General features: G+C 39.2%; 27 protein-coding genes. 12 read left to right on the top strand and 15 right to left on the bottom strand.

Annotation, left to right across the window (positions count from 1 at the left end; translation table 11 throughout):
- Window positions 1–29: 29 nt before the first annotated feature.
- Both MKY76_RS10270 and MKY76_RS10265 read right to left on the bottom strand, forming a co-directional pair.
- Window positions 30–584 (bottom strand): integrase, encoded by a 555-nt coding sequence (locus MKY76_RS10270; RefSeq protein ID WP_269898599.1) that lies wholly within the window; start codon window positions 582–584, stop codon window positions 30–32.
- Window positions 585–763: 179 nt separating this feature from the next.
- Entirely contained in the window at window positions 764–1,153 is a 390-nt protein-coding gene (locus MKY76_RS10265; protein ID WP_066038479.1) for a KGG domain-containing protein, read from the bottom strand.
- A 226-nt stretch (window positions 1,154–1,379) separates the two neighbouring features.
- On the opposite strand from MKY76_RS10265, the gene MKY76_RS10260 reads away from it, so the two are divergent.
- The 4 genes from MKY76_RS10260 to MKY76_RS10245 all read left to right on the top strand — a co-directional run bounded on the left by MKY76_RS10260 (window position 1,380) and on the right by MKY76_RS10245 (window position 4,246).
- Window positions 1,380–2,000, top strand: a complete 621-nt coding sequence (locus MKY76_RS10260) for a hypothetical protein (RefSeq protein ID WP_066038480.1) — start codon at window positions 1,380–1,382, stop codon at window positions 1,998–2,000.
- A 166-nt stretch (window positions 2,001–2,166) separates the two neighbouring features.
- Entirely contained in the window at window positions 2,167–2,874 is a 708-nt protein-coding gene (locus tag MKY76_RS10255) for a DNA alkylation repair protein (protein ID WP_342557770.1), read from the top strand.
- 142 nt (window positions 2,875–3,016) lie between these two features.
- The gene (locus MKY76_RS10250) at window positions 3,017–3,508 is read left to right on the top strand and encodes a DUF2975 domain-containing protein (protein WP_269898600.1); all 492 of its coding nucleotides are present in this window, start codon (window positions 3,017–3,019) and stop codon (window positions 3,506–3,508) included.
- 129 nt (window positions 3,509–3,637) lie between these two features.
- A complete protein-coding gene (locus tag MKY76_RS10245; RefSeq protein ID WP_342557769.1) occupies window positions 3,638–4,246 on the top strand; it encodes a copper amine oxidase N-terminal domain-containing protein in 609 nt (202 codons plus the stop codon).
- Window positions 4,247–4,289: 43 nt separating this feature from the next.
- On the opposite strand, the gene MKY76_RS10240 is transcribed toward MKY76_RS10245, so the two are convergent.
- Together MKY76_RS10240 and MKY76_RS10235 are read right to left on the bottom strand one after the other, a co-directional pair.
- Complete coding sequence (locus MKY76_RS10240; protein WP_004228621.1) at window positions 4,290–4,574, bottom strand: hypothetical protein; 285 nt, start codon at window positions 4,572–4,574, stop codon at window positions 4,290–4,292.
- Window positions 4,575–4,680: 106 nt separating this feature from the next.
- Window positions 4,681–5,457, bottom strand: a complete 777-nt coding sequence (locus MKY76_RS10235) for an N-acetylmuramoyl-L-alanine amidase (RefSeq protein ID WP_103117966.1) — start codon at window positions 5,455–5,457, stop codon at window positions 4,681–4,683.
- Window positions 5,458–5,825: 368 nt separating this feature from the next.
- Here MKY76_RS10235 and MKY76_RS10230 point away from each other — a divergent pair, with 368 nt between their 5' ends.
- Complete coding sequence (locus MKY76_RS10230; protein ID WP_342557768.1) at window positions 5,826–6,746, top strand: aminoglycoside phosphotransferase family protein; 921 nt, start codon at window positions 5,826–5,828, stop codon at window positions 6,744–6,746.
- Here the strand turns inward: MKY76_RS10230 and MKY76_RS10225 are convergent.
- On the bottom strand, window positions 6,732–7,544 hold the full coding sequence (locus MKY76_RS10225) for a DnaD domain protein (protein ID WP_342557767.1): 813 nt from the start codon (window positions 7,542–7,544) through the stop codon (window positions 6,732–6,734). The genes MKY76_RS10230 and MKY76_RS10225 overlap by 15 nt on opposite strands.
- A gap of 161 nt (window positions 7,545–7,705) precedes the next feature.
- On the opposite strand from MKY76_RS10225, the gene MKY76_RS10220 reads away from it, so the two are divergent.
- Window positions 7,706–8,089, top strand: a complete 384-nt coding sequence (locus tag MKY76_RS10220; protein WP_112117943.1) for a VOC family protein — start codon at window positions 7,706–7,708, stop codon at window positions 8,087–8,089.
- A 38-nt stretch (window positions 8,090–8,127) separates the two neighbouring features.
- On the opposite strand, the gene MKY76_RS10215 is transcribed toward MKY76_RS10220, so the two are convergent.
- From MKY76_RS10215 to MKY76_RS10205, 3 genes are all read right to left on the bottom strand, one after another.
- Entirely contained in the window at window positions 8,128–8,547 is a 420-nt protein-coding gene (locus MKY76_RS10215) for a hypothetical protein (RefSeq protein WP_048393864.1), read from the bottom strand.
- A 106-nt stretch (window positions 8,548–8,653) separates the two neighbouring features.
- Complete coding sequence (locus MKY76_RS10210) at window positions 8,654–8,962, bottom strand: hypothetical protein (RefSeq protein ID WP_004228634.1); 309 nt, start codon at window positions 8,960–8,962, stop codon at window positions 8,654–8,656.
- Window positions 8,963–9,850: 888 nt separating this feature from the next.
- Window positions 9,851–10,141: a DUF5316 domain-containing protein gene (locus MKY76_RS10205; RefSeq protein ID WP_257961166.1), complete on the bottom strand. Its 291-nt coding sequence runs from the start codon at window positions 10,139–10,141 to the stop codon at window positions 9,851–9,853.
- Between the two features lie 116 nt (window positions 10,142–10,257).
- On the opposite strand from MKY76_RS10205, the gene MKY76_RS10200 reads away from it, so the two are divergent.
- The 3 genes from MKY76_RS10200 to csaA all read left to right on the top strand — a co-directional run bounded on the left by MKY76_RS10200 (window position 10,258) and on the right by csaA (window position 11,275).
- Window positions 10,258–10,599, top strand: coding sequence for a hypothetical protein (locus MKY76_RS10200; RefSeq protein WP_342557766.1), 342 nt, complete (start codon window positions 10,258–10,260; stop codon window positions 10,597–10,599).
- Window positions 10,600–10,676: 77 nt separating this feature from the next.
- Window positions 10,677–10,853, top strand: a complete 177-nt coding sequence (locus tag MKY76_RS10195; protein WP_004228639.1) for a hypothetical protein — start codon at window positions 10,677–10,679, stop codon at window positions 10,851–10,853.
- An 89-nt stretch (window positions 10,854–10,942) separates the two neighbouring features.
- Window positions 10,943–11,275: a chaperone CsaA gene (csaA, locus tag MKY76_RS10190; RefSeq protein ID WP_257961168.1), complete on the top strand. Its 333-nt coding sequence runs from the start codon at window positions 10,943–10,945 to the stop codon at window positions 11,273–11,275.
- A gap of 12 nt (window positions 11,276–11,287) precedes the next feature.
- On the opposite strand, the gene MKY76_RS10185 is transcribed toward csaA, so the two are convergent.
- Window positions 11,288–12,169 carry an AraC family transcriptional regulator gene (locus tag MKY76_RS10185; protein WP_342557765.1) on the bottom strand — a complete coding sequence of 294 codons (882 nt, stop codon included), beginning with the start codon at window positions 12,167–12,169 and terminating at the stop codon, window positions 11,288–11,290.
- Window positions 12,170–12,466: 297 nt separating this feature from the next.
- Between MKY76_RS10185 and MKY76_RS10180 the strand changes: the two genes are divergently transcribed.
- Window positions 12,467–12,814 carry a hypothetical protein gene (locus MKY76_RS10180; RefSeq protein WP_315058078.1) on the top strand — a complete coding sequence of 116 codons (348 nt, stop codon included), beginning with the start codon at window positions 12,467–12,469 and terminating at the stop codon, window positions 12,812–12,814.
- Complete coding sequence (locus tag MKY76_RS10175; protein ID WP_342557764.1) at window positions 12,815–13,036, top strand: hypothetical protein; 222 nt, start codon at window positions 12,815–12,817, stop codon at window positions 13,034–13,036.
- 31 nt (window positions 13,037–13,067) lie between these two features.
- Here the strand turns inward: MKY76_RS10175 and MKY76_RS10170 are convergent, their stop codons facing one another.
- From MKY76_RS10170 to MKY76_RS10160, 3 genes are all read right to left on the bottom strand, one after another.
- Complete coding sequence (locus MKY76_RS10170; RefSeq protein ID WP_342557763.1) at window positions 13,068–13,631, bottom strand: isochorismatase family protein; 564 nt, start codon at window positions 13,629–13,631, stop codon at window positions 13,068–13,070.
- 64 nt (window positions 13,632–13,695) lie between these two features.
- On the bottom strand, window positions 13,696–14,334 hold the full coding sequence (locus MKY76_RS10165) for an O-methyltransferase (RefSeq protein WP_257961172.1): 639 nt from the start codon (window positions 14,332–14,334) through the stop codon (window positions 13,696–13,698).
- Window positions 14,318–14,647 carry a hypothetical protein gene (locus tag MKY76_RS10160; protein WP_048393875.1) on the bottom strand — a complete coding sequence of 110 codons (330 nt, stop codon included), beginning with the start codon at window positions 14,645–14,647 and terminating at the stop codon, window positions 14,318–14,320. Before MKY76_RS10160 ends, MKY76_RS10165 begins: the two co-directional genes overlap by 17 nt.
- A gap of 150 nt (window positions 14,648–14,797) precedes the next feature.
- Between MKY76_RS10160 and MKY76_RS10155 the strand changes: the two genes are divergently transcribed.
- Window positions 14,798–14,998 (top strand): hypothetical protein, encoded by a 201-nt coding sequence (locus tag MKY76_RS10155; RefSeq protein WP_016993987.1) that lies wholly within the window; start codon window positions 14,798–14,800, stop codon window positions 14,996–14,998.
- A gap of 197 nt (window positions 14,999–15,195) precedes the next feature.
- Here MKY76_RS10155 and MKY76_RS10150 read toward each other — a convergent pair whose 3' ends face one another.
- The 3 genes from MKY76_RS10150 to MKY76_RS10140 form a co-directional block, all read right to left on the bottom strand.
- The gene (locus MKY76_RS10150) at window positions 15,196–15,351 is read right to left on the bottom strand and encodes a hypothetical protein (protein ID WP_016993988.1); all 156 of its coding nucleotides are present in this window, start codon (window positions 15,349–15,351) and stop codon (window positions 15,196–15,198) included.
- Between the two features lie 166 nt (window positions 15,352–15,517).
- The gene (locus MKY76_RS10145; protein ID WP_315058070.1) at window positions 15,518–15,694 is read right to left on the bottom strand and encodes a hypothetical protein; all 177 of its coding nucleotides are present in this window, start codon (window positions 15,692–15,694) and stop codon (window positions 15,518–15,520) included.
- Window positions 15,695–15,709: 15 nt separating this feature from the next.
- Window positions 15,710–16,330 (bottom strand): SDR family oxidoreductase, encoded by a 621-nt coding sequence (locus MKY76_RS10140; protein ID WP_103117955.1) that lies wholly within the window; start codon window positions 16,328–16,330, stop codon window positions 15,710–15,712.
- Window positions 16,331–16,387: the final 57 nt, after the last annotated feature.

The following is a 16,387-nucleotide window of genomic DNA, read 5'->3' as shown; positions in this document are numbered from 1 at the left end:
CCGCGACGGTATGAAATGATTATTTCTAGCTAAACTAATTGCACCATCTGCTGGTTCAAAAGATGGTGATAAGCTTGTAAATCTTGCTCATATAAACGCTGATAGGTCGCTAGGCTATGCTGTTTGATATAGTCAAAGTCCTTTTCAGGAACTAAGTGATGTGTATGGTTAAGCATCCATGCGTTTTCCCAAGCCGTTTGCTCAAATTGAATATTCATTTCATGTTCTTCAATCAGCATGGCTAGTAGTTGTTCCTGACGATATATTTCTTTTAATGCGTGTTGCTTTTTCATCGTAAAGATTTCAATTGTACGTGGAAGTGACGCCTGTAATGCTTGTCGATCCACTGCATGACCTAGCTCATGTAGGGTCATTGTTTTGACATAAATTTCAAGTGAAGTTGGAAGCATTAGTTCATTTCTTGCCTCTACTAATCGTTTCGCATCAAATCCTACATAATCCCCAATAAAGTTATAGCTCATATTAATACCTGAATCATCTTGTTTTATCTTGACCGTCATGTTCACAGCCTGCACGACGGATTGAATTACCTGAAATAGTTCTTTTTCTTTAAGTTGTGTCATTCTCTCTATCCTCATTTCCTCTAAAAACAAATAGAAGCGGATTAAATATATACTACAATTAGGAGAAATTCAACAAATTTATCCTGTGGATTGAGAGGAACTTAACAACAAAAAAGGCGCCTGTAGTTTAAAACTACAAACGCCCTGTGTGTGAAGGGTTTCAAGCTATTTAAAAGTGATTAGTTATTGTTGTTATTTCGACGATTTTGATTGCCGTTGGAGTTGTTACTACGCTGTTTACTGCGTGCTTCTCCACCTTTACGTCCTATTTCTTCATAAAAATCGTCGTCGTGCTTTTCAGAGGTAGCTTCTCCGCCTTTGCGGCCAATTTCTTCATAAAATTCTTCGCCGTGGTTTTCAGCCGTAGCTTCTCCACCTTTGCGACCAATTTCTTGATAAAATTCATGTCCATGATTTTTAGACGTAGCCTCTCCGCCTTTACGTCCAATTTCTTCATAAAAATCACGGTCATGATTTCTGGAGGTAGCTTCTCCGCCTTTACGTCCCGCTTCTTCGACAGTCATGTTTTCATTGTTGTTTCTGTTGCGATTGTTTTGCTTGTTAGCCATTTCTATTCCTCCTAAATATTTTTTTGAGCTTTTTACTAGCTCGCTATTTATATTCCCAGTCAAAACACATCTAAACATATTTTTTTAAAAAATTGATTTTCTTATTGTAATAGAACACTGTTAGGAGCTGATTGTTAACAAGCCCATCAATCATATACATGTACCCTTTCCAATATAATACTAATCTATAGTATGTCATCGATGATGAAAGAAGGGTGATGGAAAAATGACGACGCTCACAAAGCCATCTATTGGTTTAACACAATTTACAGACTTCACAATGAAGGGAAGTGCAGCAAAGACAAAGTTTGTGAAGGATATAAAATATCAGGGAGAGTACCATCCAATAAAAGATTATTGGAAAGCCTTGCGTGATGGATTAAAAAAATACCATGAACATCGTTTTAATGATACCTATTTACTCGACATCGTGGATAATGCCCTTCCTGCACGCCAGAAAAATTACCAAGAAGCCGTTAAAGCCTATATAAGATTCTTAAAAAATAAAAACGTACAGTGGTTTGAACCAGGTAAGGCGAATTGGTATTGTGACGATTTAATTGTGCGTTCCAATCCTGAGCTTGGTTTAATCATTGACGATGTGCCCTATTTAATTAAGCTGTATTTTAAAGGAAAAAATGAGCGCATCGATAAACATAAATGTCGATCTGCCCTCACTCTTCTAAAAGACTCCCACTATGCGATTGAACATCCAGACTCTGTTAAACATGCCATTTTAAACGTGCAAAAAGGTCGCTTGATCACAGATGATGATTCAACAGACTATCATCAAATTGCCCTCGAATCGGATGCAGCTCAATTTATGTTTATTTGGAATAGGCTCTAGCTAATTGGAAATAGGTACTTCCTTCAATATAAAATGACTGACAAAAATATATTCAGATATGATATTTTATATTCTAATATGATATGCTTTTATTCCATTACAAAAAGACATTCTTTATAAGATAATAAAAATAATCTAGAAAACAGAAAAAAAAGGAAGTGCTATTATGAATGCTGAATTGGTGATGCAGGAGCTAGAGGCTCTTGGCAAAGAACGGACGAAAAAAATGTATATGTCAAATGGCGCCCATGAGCCGTTATTTGGTGTGGCAACAGGTGCTATGAAGCCTATTGCGAAGAAAATTAAAATCGATCAGGCTCTAGCAGAAGAGCTTTATGCTACGGGCAACTATGATGCGATGTACTTTGCTGGCATCATAGCAGATCCAAAAGCCATGACTGTGGAAGATTTTAATCGATGGATGGAGGCAGCTTATTTTTATATGCTGTCGGATTATGTAGTAGCGGTTACTTTAGCAGAGGCACCGATTGCTCAGGAGGTGGCAGATGCGTGGATTGCCAGTGATGAGGAACTGAAAATGTCTGCGGGCTGGAGCTGCTATTGCTGGCTATTAGGGAATCGCAAGGATAGCGAATTTTCCGAGAGCAAGCTAGCTAACATGCTGGATGTCGTGAAAAATACCATCCACGACGTACCAGAACGTACAAAATCGGCCATGAATAATTTTCTATACACAGTAGCTATTTCCTATGTGCCGCTCCACGAACAAGCAGTAGCAACCGCACAGGCGATTGGTCCTGTAGAAATGAAGCGAGATAACAAGAAAAGCACACAGCTAAATGCTTATGAAACAATTCAAAAGGAAATAGAAAGAGGCAGAATTGGCTTTAAACGTAAATATGTAAGATGTTAATCATCCCACTTAAAAGGCATCTATCCTATAAGGATGGATGTCTTTTAAAACGAAAAAAATCAATGAATAATAATATATTTTTATTGAAAATCGATAAATTTTATTTTAAAATCAATATATCATTACCAGTGAGGTGTTTTGTATGAAACATAAAAAGGGGTCAACCATTTTCCTAAAGAGTGTGATTATGCTGCTAGGTATCCCTGTATTAGCTTTAGGACTATTTTGGCTACCTGGGATAGCCAGTAGAGATGCAGCGGCACATCCCGAATCCTCCTATTTGTCTTATCTTTTTTTACTCTATGTGTATGCACTATGCATTCCCTATTACACGGCGTTGTATCAGGCCTATCGCCTCTTAACGAACATCGACCAGCATAAAGCGTTCTCCAAATCATCTGTACGGGCTTTGAGAACGATCAAAAATTGTGCTCTCACTATTGTAGCCGGCCTTGCGCTAGGTATTGCATCAATTATGATAATGTTTACTGGCAAGGAAGATATTACAGGAATTATTACGCTGACACTTATCAGCATCTTTGTAACCAGTACGATTGCAACCTTTGCAGCCGTTCTGCATCGACTGCTCCAAAAAGCCATTGATCTCCAAAACGAAAATCAATTAACCGTATAACAAAATGGCACTACCAATCTTGACTGGTAGTGCCTTTTATTGGGTTAAAACTAATTTCCTATAAAAACATATCAAAATTCTCTTTTCAATAGTATAATAATTACATATTTTGAGAATTGGAGGATTTATATGAAGAAATTGGTTTTGTTGGTGGCGATGCTTACATTATTTTTTACCACAGCCTCTATTGCGAGCGCACATCCAGGGCGTTTAGATAGCAATGACGGTCACAACTGTTCTGACAAATCAAAGGCTAAAGGGCTTTGTTCTGGCTATCATTATCATAATGGCAATGGTGGCAATGATGCAGGGTCTTCTTCAGGCGGTCAAAGTTATTCTACGCCAGCCCCTAAAACAACGGTAGCACCTGTATTAACGAAGGTTGCTGTCTATTTAAATGACGTGAAGCAAAATTATACGCCTAGCGCTTATATGAAAAATGGCACAACCTTAGTGCCAATGAAGGCAATCTTTGAATCTCTTGGGGCAACGGTTAGCTATGATAATGCAACAAAAAAAGTAACGGCAACAAAGGACAGTAAAAAAATTGTGATTGGTGTGGGGAATAAAACGGCTTATGTTGATACAAATGGTTCTGCATCAACAATCACACTCAGCCATCCTGCTGAAATATATCAAGGTACAACAATGGTGCCTTTACGCTTTGTCAGTCAAGCACTTGGCGCAAATGTAACATTTGATGAGGCAGCACTTGTTGTTTATATCTCAACTAAATAATGGACAAGTCTTAAGCAGTATGCTCCTACAAGGTGCTGCTTTTTTATTGTTTCCTAAAGTTAAAATCATACTTCTTGTTGATTTTACCAGCAATCGTTTCTAGAAATAAAGCCACTGTCATATTCTCGACTTCATTTGTATACCATGCTAGCTTTGCACCATAGTTCTTTTTATTATAATTCACTTCTAATGGCCAGAAATTTTTTGTTTTATACGTATAATCAAATTTTACATAGAGTTGCTTACCATCGGGACATTCCATCACCACTTGGTATAATGGATTTTTTCTTTCTTGTTCAAATTTTACTTTTCTTATTTTGGTTAACATCAAAACCCCTCCTCTCTTCTACTACATTCGACAAAATTTTGAAAAAACCTTTATTCAATGAAAAAGGATAAAGCTCGTGATGACATAGGAGCTTTATCCTGCACAATTAGTTGGCTATAAATTTGTCGTAATAGCGTTTCAGCATGGTCGCCATTTGCTCTCTTGTTAAGGCGCCTGCTGGATTCATGTTCTTACTTCCATCGCCTCGGATAATGCCTTCGCTAATAGCCCACTCCCAAGCCTCTTTATGGGCTGCTCCCACTTCTCTACTTGTTTGTAAACTAGCTTTTTCAGCTAGTAAGCTTTTCAACGTCTCTATTTCTTGTTTTAGCTCATTATATTGTGACACAGTTAATCCCTCCTCAAGCCCATTTTTAATATCTTGCTGGAACTGTGCTTCTGTAATCCCCATACTTTTTAAATAGTCAAAAGGATCTTTGTGCGTAGTGCCTCCTAGATTTTCCGCAATCCATCGATGTGACTTAATGCCGTTGCCGCTACCATCTAAAACAGTGGGAATCCCTGCCTCTATCGCAAGCTTACGTAACAGCCAAATATAAGCCGCATAGTCCTTTTTAAATTGTTCCTTATCAGCAGTCCGTGCCAATTCCACCTGGGCATAGCTATACGGATTTCCCTTTGGTCCACAGCCATATTGCACGAGATTGACTGGGGCTACTTGTACGATTCTTCCACCACCGCCTACCCAGTGAGAAACAAAGGCATTGGCTTTATTTCGATTCATATAGGCAATTTCGTTTTCCAATGCATTTGGACCTGTATTGCTGCCATTACCTGATTCATGCGCCACAACGTATTTGACTGCCGTTAGCGCTTGATTCGGTAGCCCTGACATCATCTGTTTTTCAATAACATAACTCATGTTGCACCGTCCTTTCCTATTATTTTTAGCGACTGACGCTATGTTATTCTTTTCTTCTTTTTGGGTTTTTAGGGTAAACAACAGATAATTAGAGGTTCCTTTTGAGGCTTATTAGCTTCTTTTCGCGCTTAAGGCTACTGCGATCGTTTCACCTCTCTTTCCTCGAAGCTATGAAGTGTGAATGTCACAAGGACATCCACTTACTATTAGTAAATGCGCGCACAAAAGTGTTTTCTAGTTAGTTGTGCTCTTTTACTATTTTTTCATTATGATTTTATAACCTCTTTTCTCGCTTCCAAGCATTGACAAAGTATTGTTTTCTGTAGTATTTTAGTTCTTCTAAAATATTGAAAGCGAGGAAAGAAAGTGTGCAGGCAGTAGAGATTATTCGTCAATTACCAAGCTTACACGGCTTTACACAGCTAGTGAAAATTAACAAAGGCTATTCACCTGATAGCAAGTATCTGGTAACAGTTGGTGAAACGCGCTATTTGGTGCGCTTGTCAGATCTAGCACATCATGACAAACGTGCAGTAGAGTTTTCCTTGCTCCAAGAGTTAGCAAACCAGGGTGTAAGAACACATAAAGCCGTTGACTATACCTTGTTTCAGGAAGCCAATGTATCCGCAATGGTCGTTAGCTTTTTAGAAGAAACACCAGCAGATGAAATTATTCAGGAACTTTCTGACTCTGAGCAATTCCACCTTGGTCTTGCGGCGGGGAAAGAATTGAGAAAAATACATCAAGTGAGCCCTCCGCAAATAATTCATTGGGAGACAACACAGCTCAAAAAGTTTTCTACCTATTTGAAGGCATACCAACAAGATGCCTATCAACTTCCACAAGAAGCTAAACTATTGCGCTTTATTGAAACGCACTTACCACTATTAAAGCAACGCCCCATCGCCCTGCTTCATGATGATTTTCATCTTGGTCACATTATTTGTAAAGGTCATACTTACAATGGGGTGATAGATTTTAATGGCTATGATGTGGGTGATCCTTATCATGACTTTTATAATCTTGCCTTGTTTAGTAGACGACAAAGTATCCCCTATTGTATTGGGCAGATTGATGGCTATTTTTCATCTGCACCAGACGATATGTTTTGGCAGTTATATGCTCTCTATGCAGCAATGACGGTCTTTTCAACCATTGTTTGGACTCGTCACTATGACCCACGCTCCTTTGACGATGCGTTGGAAAGAATTCACATGATTTTACAGGATCATGATAACTTTTCATCGATTAAGCCTTTATGGTATGCGGAAAATTTATTCACTCCGTAAGAGGGCTAAAATTTTTTGTCGTTCTGCTGCAAAATCAATTGTTGGCTGAGATTCTTGTTCCTGATCACCACGCTGCTGAAACCACTGCGGAATGATTTCCCGTCTTCTGGCTTTAGAATGTGATGACACTTGCTGCTTGCGGGCTTGAAAACGCTGCTGGTTGATAGCAATATCTGCAAGACTCTTTATGTTCTGATGGCACCAATTTTGTAAGATGCTCTCGACATACCGCCAGCGTAAAACATTATGCTCCACCGCTAGCTTCATCGCATAGATGACCATGTCCTCTGAAAAAATAGTGAGCCAATGACGAATTTTATTATCAATATAGGCTGTTTGTTTGCCAAAGCCTTGTTGCACATAAAAGTGGTAGGCAGTGTTAGTAGACTCCTTATCATCTTTATCTTTTAGTAATTGATTATTTAGTAAATTATTATTTAGTAGTGTGGTTTTTTCCGTCGATGGTACGACCGTTGACGAATTTCCCGTTGACGGTATAGCAGCACGTTTTGATGCTTCATAGACGAAAAATTCTACCCTACCGAACTTGCCGTCTTTTCCTCGTTCCTGTACTTTTTGAAGATAGCCCGCCTCTATGAGTTCGTCCAAAATTTTGGCTGTCGCTTCCCGCCCACATTTACTACGTATTGCTAAATCTGCAAGACTAAATGACCAATCATCTGGCAAAGACAGCATATAGGCAAGCAGACCCTTTGCTTTCCAGCTTAATTGCTCATCATTTAAAAAGGCTTTATCCAAAACCACATAATTCTCCTTTTTGGCTACTCGATAAATCATGACGATCCCTCTTTCCATCTAATGTCCTTTCTAACTATATAAAGAAAATTTTTAAAAATGGGACATAAAAAAAGAACATGCCATGAAGCATGCTCTTTTAAGCAGGTGAAAAAAATTTTTTAGCGAATTCCTATAAGAACAAGCGAAAGGTGGTAGAAAGAATGAATTTTGTAACGTCCCCTCTTACCAAGAAGGTGAATAATGTTTTTATTCATGTCCGAGATTTACGTCAATCAGCAGAATGGTATAGCCAACTTCTTGGTCTGCCCTTTTGTGAAGAGAAGGTAGTTTCGCCTGTCTACAATTTACCCATTTCCTCTGAGACGGGAATTACCTTAGACGATCACACATTTGATCCTGGCTTTCAGTTACAGCCGTCCAAGCATGTGTTGTTTAATTTCTACACAAACAATATTGACGATGCCTATCAGTCTATGAAAGACAAGGGCATTCCGATTGTTCGGCCTATAGAACGTTTTGATGACTTTGCTTACTTCAACATTCAAGATTTAGATGGAAATATAATCATGATCTGTAATGGGTAATGCAAGCAGCAGAAGCAAACAATTGCTTCTGCTGTTTGTTATTCATAAAGCTCTTTATAGACAATGACTTTTAAAGCTGCAATCTCTTCATCGGATAATTTGCCTTCCACCATTTGTAGAGCTTCTTCCTGCGTCATCGAGCCGTCCTGCAATTTTACACGCATGTCGTTCAAATCGGTAATGCCCACTTTTTGAATTAAGACTTTCGTTGCCTCTTCTTTTGTCGTAAACGGTAAGGTACTGCTATCGACCGTTTTCGCCTCTTCCATATAGGCTTTTAATTGTGGGTCATTTTCAATGGTATTTTTGATTTCTTCCTTTTGTCCGCTATTTTCTAATTCTGTCGACAAGGTATCTACAATTTTTTCAGAGGCAAATTTTGTGCCGAAATGTAGTACACCATACCCCACTACACCAACAAATATAGCAATTACCACTAGAAATTTAATCAATCTCAACTACGCTCACTCCTTTATACACGTTCATCATACTATATGGAGCGGTTGTTGAGAAACAATTCTCCCTAGAAATTATGTAAAAAAACCCCATCTTTGTAGATGAGGCTTATTTAACGTATTTCAAATACTTCCGCACAAATTCAACAATGTAGAGAACTTCCTCTTCCGTCATCGTTAGCAGCTTGCAAACACGTTGTAGTCTAGCAGGTAATGCTAATTGCTGGCGCACCTGATGAATATACATATATTTGCATTTCCGCGGATTTACTTTGTCTCGTATTTGCTTATATCGTAGATATGCATAGCGGGCAAAGGCGTTGAGCATCTCCCGCTCCTGCTCATCACGCTCCCTCTTTTTAGCAGCCTCATCAATGATGTCCGTGTCAAATATCTGTGTACCATCTGTTAATTGCATAGTACCACCTCTCTATTGCAAATGTACTCCTCTCTATTAAATGCAACAAAAAAAGCCACACCTAGGGTAGATGTGACACTTTTTATGATTTTTATATGTAATGATTGTTGGATAGAATTCTAAATGTAACGGATATACTGTCTAATTTGACGGATACAATGCTTATTTTGATCGATAGAAATGCTTAGAATGGATTGCTCATTTCAAATCGGTGGATAGAATTCTATATTTGACGGATATACTGTCTAATTTGACGGATACAATCCTCATTTTGATGGATAGAAATGCTTAGAATGGATTGCTCATTTAAAATCGGTGGATTGAATGCTAAATGTGACGGATATACTGTCTAATCTGACGGATACAATGCTCATTTTGTTGGATAGAAATGCTTAGATTGGATTGCTCATTCAAATCGGTGGATTGAATGCTAAATGTGACGGATACAATGTCTAATCTGACGGATACCATGCTCATTTTGATCGATAGAATCGCTTAGAATGGATTGCTCATTCAAATCGATGGATAGAATGCTAAATGTGACGGATATACTGTCTAATCTGACGGATACAATGCTCATTTTGATGGATAGAAATGCTTAGATTGGATTGCTCATTCAAATCGGTGGATAGAATGCTAAATGTGACGGATATACTGTCTAATCTGACGGATACAACGCTTATTTTGATGGATAGAAATGCTTAGAATGGATTGCTCATGTAAATCAGTGGATTGAATGCTAAATGTGACGGATATACTGTCTAATCTGACGGATACAACGCTCATTTTGATGGATAGAATCGCTTAGAATGGATTGCTCATGCAAATCGGTGGATTGAATGCTAAATGTGTTGAATGCAAGGCCTTATTCTTAATTGATGGCTGCTATTAGTTTCTTAGATAATACATAAAGATTGCTACGATAATGTTTGGTATTGCTAATAGTAACGCATTATTCATGAGAAGATTGCGTTCGTTTCTGTCTTCATTGGTTTCTGTTGCGAAATTGGCTCGCATTCTATCTCCGCTTGCGATGGCTCCTGATAATAACATGGCAGAAACGATGAAAATTCCACCGAGTAGCCCTGAAAGCAAATGGGCTTTCTCTGTACCCCATATGAGAATGGAGCATATAACACCTAGAATGGACAAGATGGTGCCAATGCCTATATACTTCATTTTCAGCCCCCCTTCGTTTATTATACGGCTAACTGCTCTTTTTCGTTTCAATAAATCCCTATGTACCTATACAATATTTTTCCTTTTCCAGTAAAATAACTATAAGGAGGGAGGCTATGCAAATGAAAGACAAAATAAGAGCATTAACGAAAATGACCTTAGATGATTTAGTACATAATAGATATGAGAAACTTCAACAGGAGAAGATATTAACAGAGGATACTGCTATATTTATGCAGGAGGTTTTCGCCTTGCAAGGTACCTTAACATGGCCGCTGGATGAAGCTTCCGTAGCTATTGATGTGTATGAAATGAATGACCAAAGTTGCTTTACAACAGAAATTCGCTATTTATGGTTTGATGATGAAGAAAGTGCTGTGGTTCTTTTTTGCAAGGCCTATACAAATGCAGATCAAACAGAGATCACTGCTTTCATGATTGATACGGTTGATGCCTAGTATAGTATCCGCGCCAAACGTTCATAGTAAGTATGGTGTGAAACTCACGCCGAATCATACGACGGAGGGATCAATTTATGAATGGAATTCGTGAAGGTTTAATCCCCACTATACTCGGGTCAGCTGTTACGGCGGCAGGCTATGCAATGAAGCAAAAACATGGCTCTAACAAAATGGTGGCCAATACGATTTTTGGCTTTGGCTTAGCACACATTGTGTTAGGTGCGATTGACCTGGTAGAGCATCGTCGTTAACGAGAGAAGGGCACGCAATGTGCTCTTCTTTTTTTGTATTTTTTTCTATTAAATGCTAACATTGTCATAAAAGCTTAAGGAGTACAGTGATGGCGACAATAGAAGATTTTACAGCACTTGATATACGAATTGGCACGGTTTTAGAGGCGGAGGAACTGCCAAAGGCTCGGGTTCCTGCGATTAAAATGAAAATTGATTTTGGTGAAGAATTGGGCATTAAACAGTCTTCCGCACAAATTACGAAGCGTTATACACCCGAAGTCATTATTGGGAAGCAAGTAGTGGCGATTGTTAATTTCCCGCCACGTCGTGTTGCGGGTTTTAAGTCAGAGGTATTAGTCATTGGTGGTGTACCTGTGGAGGGAGATGTAATCCTGTTAACGCCCGATCAGCAGCTGCCCAATGGAACGAAAATACAGTAAAAGCCTCTCGCATTATGCAAGAGGCTTCTTTTTCTGAAGTGGTATCCAGATTTCACTTGTAAAGGTTGGTGAGGAAAAATCCGTGCTTGTATGGCGCACGATTTCTGGACCAGCAACCTGTTCATAGCCAGATGATGGGAACCACTCCGCATAAATGCGCCCCCATGTTTCCTGCAGTGTTTGTGGGAATGGTCCAACCGCTTCAAAGACAGCCCACGTACAAGCGGGTACATCCAACTGTGAAAAATGGTGAGCCGTTTCGGTTGTGGCTACGCCGATATAATGATCAAGCTCGCCCTTTTCCTCCATTCTGCCCTCAGAAAAGTTTGTGGAGGCTTGGATGATTCCTGTTGGTTCTACATTCGACAGCTTTTTTAGTTGCCCAATATCCTCCATTGTTAATGCACGTGCCATTTCAGTTATCACTTGATTTTCTCCTTGAAAGACGATAGGTACTCTTTTCATAAGACCTACGATGTGAAACGCTTCTTTTTGTTCGAGTCGGTAATTCATTTCACAACCTCCTTGTATGGTAAGTTGGAAGGTCATTCGTGGAAACGCTTTTAGGTGCTGACCATTTTGCCTCGCCTCCGATGGTGTGATGCCATGCATTTGCTGAAAGGCTCTTGTAAATGCATCTGCAGAGCGATAGCCATAACGAATCGCGATATCGAGAATTCTCATAGATGAATCTGATAGTTCCAGTGCGGCAAGCGTCAGACGCCTACGACGAATATACTCTGATAGCGAGATGCCTGCTAGAAAGGAAAACATACGTTTAAAATGGTATTCCGAGCAATAAGCTAATCTCGCAGCTTCTTGCACATCAATTTCCTCTGTTAGATTGGCCTCGATATACGTAATCGCCTCATTCAACCTTGTTAAAGAATCCACTTCTATCACCTTCCTTATCTTTACTTTAGCAGGAATAGTAGCCCTTCATCCGACAATTGGTGCCCCATTTAGTCGCCTTCCAAAAAATAATCTATCGAGCAGGCAGATAACTAGCTTTTGAAGCTACTTTCACATACATATAATAGTGTAAAGCTAATTTTAGCCTTACACCTCCTGACTTGATACTTAGGGTCACTGCTCGCACAGTGGCCCTATGAAAATAAAAGATCATTGTGTTGCATCATAATTTCCGTTACAATATTTGTAAAAATAGTCTATTGAGCTGGAGGCAGCAACATGGATCGTCTTTTCCAGTGGTACAAGTATTTAAAATACATACTCATTCCTATAATTATTTTAAAATACTTTCATGATGGGGATCTACCGAATGCGCATCCTCTAATCATTCTTGAATATGCTCTCCTATTTGGGGTGAGCTTTTTACTCATTATTCTACAGGATTTTTTCGCCATTCGTAAAAAAACAAAATTCCTACTGCGTCTCATCATACTGATTATTTTACTGTTTTTGGCTATAACTGCCATTGTCTATCAAGCGATAATGTCTATTATTTTTTCAATCCTACTACTAGGCGTGTTAGGTACGGTACTTTATTTACATAGAAATGATGAAGGAGAACAATAAATGGTACATGAAAATAATAGTAAGCGATTACTTTTATTCATCGGTTGGGTCAATGTGGTAGCTGCCCTTCTCCTGTTCCAAGCTTTTTGTGGGCTCATGGCTATCTGTATGGGGTTTGTACTTAAAAAGGATTATCAAGCACCAACCCATGGGCTAGTCTTGATAGTAGTTGGTATCTTGAGTAATGTTATAGGTTGGTTGCTCAATCACTTCTATATGTAAAAATGACCAAGAACCTAGATTCTTGGTCATTTTACAATAAGCGATAACTATTATGTGTGGGTTCAAATAATGCTTCGTCGGCGTTTCGTACAAGTGAGAAATGATCCACATTGTAATGGCCATGTAGGATGTCGTTATGGTGTGCAACCGTATCTTCTGGTGATAAGTAGTCGGAACCATTTGTTGAATGGCCATCTCCCACTAAAGTGACATCAAAGCCTTGTATAGTTGCTGCTCTAACTGCTGTATCCACGCAATGCTCGGTTTTGCAGCCCATCATCACCAAATGCTCTACCTCATTGGCCTGTAAGTAATCGAGTAATCCCGTCCTATAAAAAGCGTTTGTAGCCAGTTTATCAAAATAAACAGCGGTAGTTGGTACTTGGATCGCTTGATGTACTTGAAAGCCTTCCCCTTCTCCACCCGCTACATCCTGATCACGTACAAAGATAATATATGCCTCTGCCTCAATAGCTTTTTGAATAACGGCATTGATTGTTTTAAGCAATTCATCCTTGCGATAGACGGCTTGTTCATCCTGATTCCCCTCGATTAATTCTTGCTGTGCATCAATGATCACTAGTGCTTGCTTCAAAAGCATCTCTCCCTTATCGTTTGCTAACAACATTTTACCATTAATAGTTAATTTCTGATATGCATTATTTTATAACTTTTGAAACCGTCATACCATCCCCAATGGGTAAAAGAATCGAATCCAGCTGCGGATGATTAGCCACTGTGACATTGAACTTTTTCATGATGGCTGTATAGCGCTTGGGTGTCGCCATAGGGTCTGCTACACTGCCTCCTGCTAGGACATTATCTGTCACAATGAATGCACCAGGGCTTGCTAGCTGTATGCAATAGTCTAAATAATTTTCATAGTTATCCTTATCAGCATCAATGAAGAAAAAATCAAAACACTGTCCCGTTGCCACAAGCTTTTCAAGGCTATCCAATGCAGGACCTGTCATATACGTTACCTGCTCGGCAAAGCCTGCCTTGGCAAGGTTTTTGGCGGCTAGCTGTGCATATTTATCCTCTAACTCTAGGGATGTCAGTTTGCCTTTCCCTTCCATTCCTCTCGCCAGACAAATACCACTATAGCCGCCAAGAGCACCAATTTCTAAAATAGCCTTTGACCTAGTAATCGATACAAGCATCGTCAACAGCTTTCCTGATGATCGAGAGACAGAAATAGCAGGCATACCATTTTCGGCAATAGAGGACAGGACATCCTCTAATAGGGCATCGTCCTGATAAAATACCTCATCTATATAGTTATTCATTTGTTTCATGTGCGTTATCTTCCTCTTGTAGACTGTCGTTGGTTTCATTTTCTTGAATATCAAACAACTGGCAAAATTCTTGGATAACTAGATCGATGGCTTTTAATTCACCGACTAAAATTTGCTGAATCGATTGAAATTCTGGCTGTTCTAATTGCTGTTTAATGGTAGCTCGCTTCACATGCAGCATCTCTAAAAATGAAATCGCTTTGCCGCGTCGGAACGTTTTTGCTCCTCGCTGTGGCGCGCCTTCCATGCCTCTGTGGCGTCCACCACGGTGATGTCCCTCTCTCATATGCTCTCTAAATCCAGATCCTCTCATTTCTAAAACACTCCTTTTGTATACATTTGTATACATTAATTTAAACTGATTGTATACAAATGTATACAAATTGTCAATTAAACATAATGCTTTCATGCTTCAACATATGTTAGACAATAGGGTAAACGTATCGAAATGGAGGTTAGATGAGTGAAAAGGGTTATAAAATATGTGTTGGGCATCGGTACATTATTGATACTGTCAGGCATATTTTTGATTGGGGCACAATCTCACTATAATCAGAAGGAAATTAAAATTGCCAGTAAGCTATGTCTTGAAAATGGCGGACAGCCTACTATCATCCGCGATTATTTGGCTTTGAATTACTCCTTTTCATGTCAGAAGAACTGAGGTAGTACATATATGGATAGTGAACTGAGTTGCTAGAAAATCGAGTAAATTTCATCTATCTTTCAGGCAAATGGCTAGCTAACAAGATTACTTTTACATACAAATAGTAGGGTAAAGCAAATCTAGCCTTTCCACAGCTCTCCTGTTTTGAGGTCACTTTCCTTGGAAGGTGGCCTTTTTTGGCATGAAAAAAGACGTCATGTCGACGTCTTTAATGTTTGATCGATATCCTCAATCAACCTATCCACTTGTTCCTTTGTTATCTTGATGACATATAATTCTGTCGTTTCGATTCCATCAAGGCTTGTTAGGTGTTTAGGATATTGATAGTTATTTGATATCTCCTTGTCCATACAATCACCTCTTCAATAGATATATTCGACATAAAGTATAGCAAACCTTCTATAAAAAGGAAAATAACAGTATATTTTTTCACTAAAATAGCTATCATTTGGACGATTTAGGATAAAGAATGGTTAAAGCGATAAGTCCATTTAGACTATCCGTGTGTAAAAGTGCTTATTGCTTACCAAATTTCGCAATTTTTTTGAGGTAGAAAAACCCGATGGAAACAATGATAGCTCCATAGACTTTCAGCATCACATTTCTAACAGGCGCCTCCTCTATGGTTGTACTGAGAAAGGCACATCCTACGACAATGATTACCATCCCCATGATGGCATGAATATATTTCACTATATTTCCCCTTTTCTAGTAGGCAAGTCCGACGCGTGTTCTCAAAAATTCCTCACTGAAGATTTGTTGGTAGGCAAAATCTGCTGTATCCGCTACTGAAATTTCGCTACCTCCCTCTGGCAAGAAGTTGCGTTCAACGCGGTAGTTTCCTGTCCAGGCCCCATCAGGTAAATAGGTAGGACAAACAATTGTCCAATCCATTGCAGATTGCTGTAGCTGTTCGAATACACGTTGGTGCTCCTGTGCAGCAAAGGTCGATTTTCGTTTCGATTCCGTTGATTGGTAACGAAGAAGAGTCGGCGTTACACGACTTTGTAGAATCCCTGCTGTTCCAATCGTAATGATTCTTGTCACCCGTTGCTTTGTCATCGCTTCAAGAATCAATGGTAAGCTAGCCGATAATGTAGTGCCTCCATCTGTATTTAATGCACTCACCACCACATCCACATGATGCATTGCCTGCTCGATATCCTGCTTGTTTAAAACATCCCCTTTCATTACACACAGCTGTTGATGATGGTGCGGTAATTTATCGGGATTTCGGACTAATAGGGTGACCTCATGCTGATCCTTTATTGCTAGTTCTACCAAATGGCTGCCGACACGTCCACTCGCGCCTAATATTAATATTTTCATTTCTCTCACCTCTTTATCATTATATTACAATTCCCTTTATATGTAAAAAGGCACAGA

The sequence above is a fragment of the Lysinibacillus sp. FSL P4-0201 genome, assembly GCF_038593425.1.
GTDB classification, from domain to species: Bacteria; Bacillota; Bacilli; order Bacillales_A; family Planococcaceae; genus Lysinibacillus; species Lysinibacillus capsici.
The sequence above is the reverse complement of the archived record's forward strand: the minus strand, read 5'-3'. Positions and strand labels throughout refer to the sequence as shown.

Excerpts from the sequence above, each read along its gene's own strand:
- MKY76_RS10140 (WP_103117955.1), bottom strand. The coding sequence starts at position 16,330 with ATGAAAATATTAATATTAGGCGCGAGTGGACGTGTCGGCAGCCATTTG.
- MKY76_RS10235 (WP_103117966.1), bottom strand. The coding sequence starts at position 5,457 with ATGAGTTATGTTATTGAAAAACAGATGATGTCAGGGCTACCGAATCAA.
- MKY76_RS10150 (WP_016993988.1), bottom strand. The coding sequence starts at position 15,351 with ATGGACAAGGAGATATCAAATAACTATCAATATCCTAAACACCTAACA.
- MKY76_RS10260 (WP_066038480.1), top strand. The coding sequence starts at position 1,380 with ATGACGACGCTCACAAAGCCATCTATTGGTTTAACACAATTTACAGAC.
- MKY76_RS10245 (WP_342557769.1), top strand. The coding sequence starts at position 3,638 with ATGAAGAAATTGGTTTTGTTGGTGGCGATGCTTACATTATTTTTTACC.
- MKY76_RS10160 (WP_048393875.1), bottom strand. The coding sequence starts at position 14,647 with ATGAGAGGATCTGGATTTAGAGAGCATATGAGAGAGGGACATCACCGT.
- MKY76_RS10265 (WP_066038479.1), bottom strand. The coding sequence starts at position 1,153 with ATGGCTAACAAGCAAAACAATCGCAACAGAAACAACAATGAAAACATG.
- MKY76_RS10195 (WP_004228639.1), top strand. The coding sequence starts at position 10,677 with ATGAATGGAATTCGTGAAGGTTTAATCCCCACTATACTCGGGTCAGCT.
- csaA (WP_257961168.1), top strand. The coding sequence starts at position 10,943 with ATGGCGACAATAGAAGATTTTACAGCACTTGATATACGAATTGGCACG.
- MKY76_RS10250 (WP_269898600.1), top strand. The coding sequence starts at position 3,017 with ATGAAACATAAAAAGGGGTCAACCATTTTCCTAAAGAGTGTGATTATG.
- MKY76_RS10210 (WP_004228634.1), bottom strand. The coding sequence starts at position 8,962 with ATGCAATTAACAGATGGTACACAGATATTTGACACGGACATCATTGAT.
- MKY76_RS10165 (WP_257961172.1), bottom strand. The coding sequence starts at position 14,334 with ATGAAACAAATGAATAACTATATAGATGAGGTATTTTATCAGGACGAT.
- MKY76_RS10225 (WP_342557767.1), bottom strand. The coding sequence starts at position 7,544 with ATGATTTATCGAGTAGCCAAAAAGGAGAATTATGTGGTTTTGGATAAA.
- MKY76_RS10200 (WP_342557766.1), top strand. The coding sequence starts at position 10,258 with ATGCAAATGAAAGACAAAATAAGAGCATTAACGAAAATGACCTTAGAT.
- MKY76_RS10220 (WP_112117943.1), top strand. The coding sequence starts at position 7,706 with ATGAATTTTGTAACGTCCCCTCTTACCAAGAAGGTGAATAATGTTTTT.
- MKY76_RS10180 (WP_315058078.1), top strand. The coding sequence starts at position 12,467 with ATGGATCGTCTTTTCCAGTGGTACAAGTATTTAAAATACATACTCATT.
- MKY76_RS10240 (WP_004228621.1), bottom strand. The coding sequence starts at position 4,574 with ATGTTAACCAAAATAAGAAAAGTAAAATTTGAACAAGAAAGAAAAAAT.
- MKY76_RS10205 (WP_257961166.1), bottom strand. The coding sequence starts at position 10,141 with ATGAAGTATATAGGCATTGGCACCATCTTGTCCATTCTAGGTGTTATA.
- MKY76_RS10255 (WP_342557770.1), top strand. The coding sequence starts at position 2,167 with ATGAATGCTGAATTGGTGATGCAGGAGCTAGAGGCTCTTGGCAAAGAA.
- MKY76_RS10175 (WP_342557764.1), top strand. The coding sequence starts at position 12,815 with ATGGTACATGAAAATAATAGTAAGCGATTACTTTTATTCATCGGTTGG.
- MKY76_RS10270 (WP_269898599.1), bottom strand. The coding sequence starts at position 584 with ATGACACAACTTAAAGAAAAAGAACTATTTCAGGTAATTCAATCCGTC.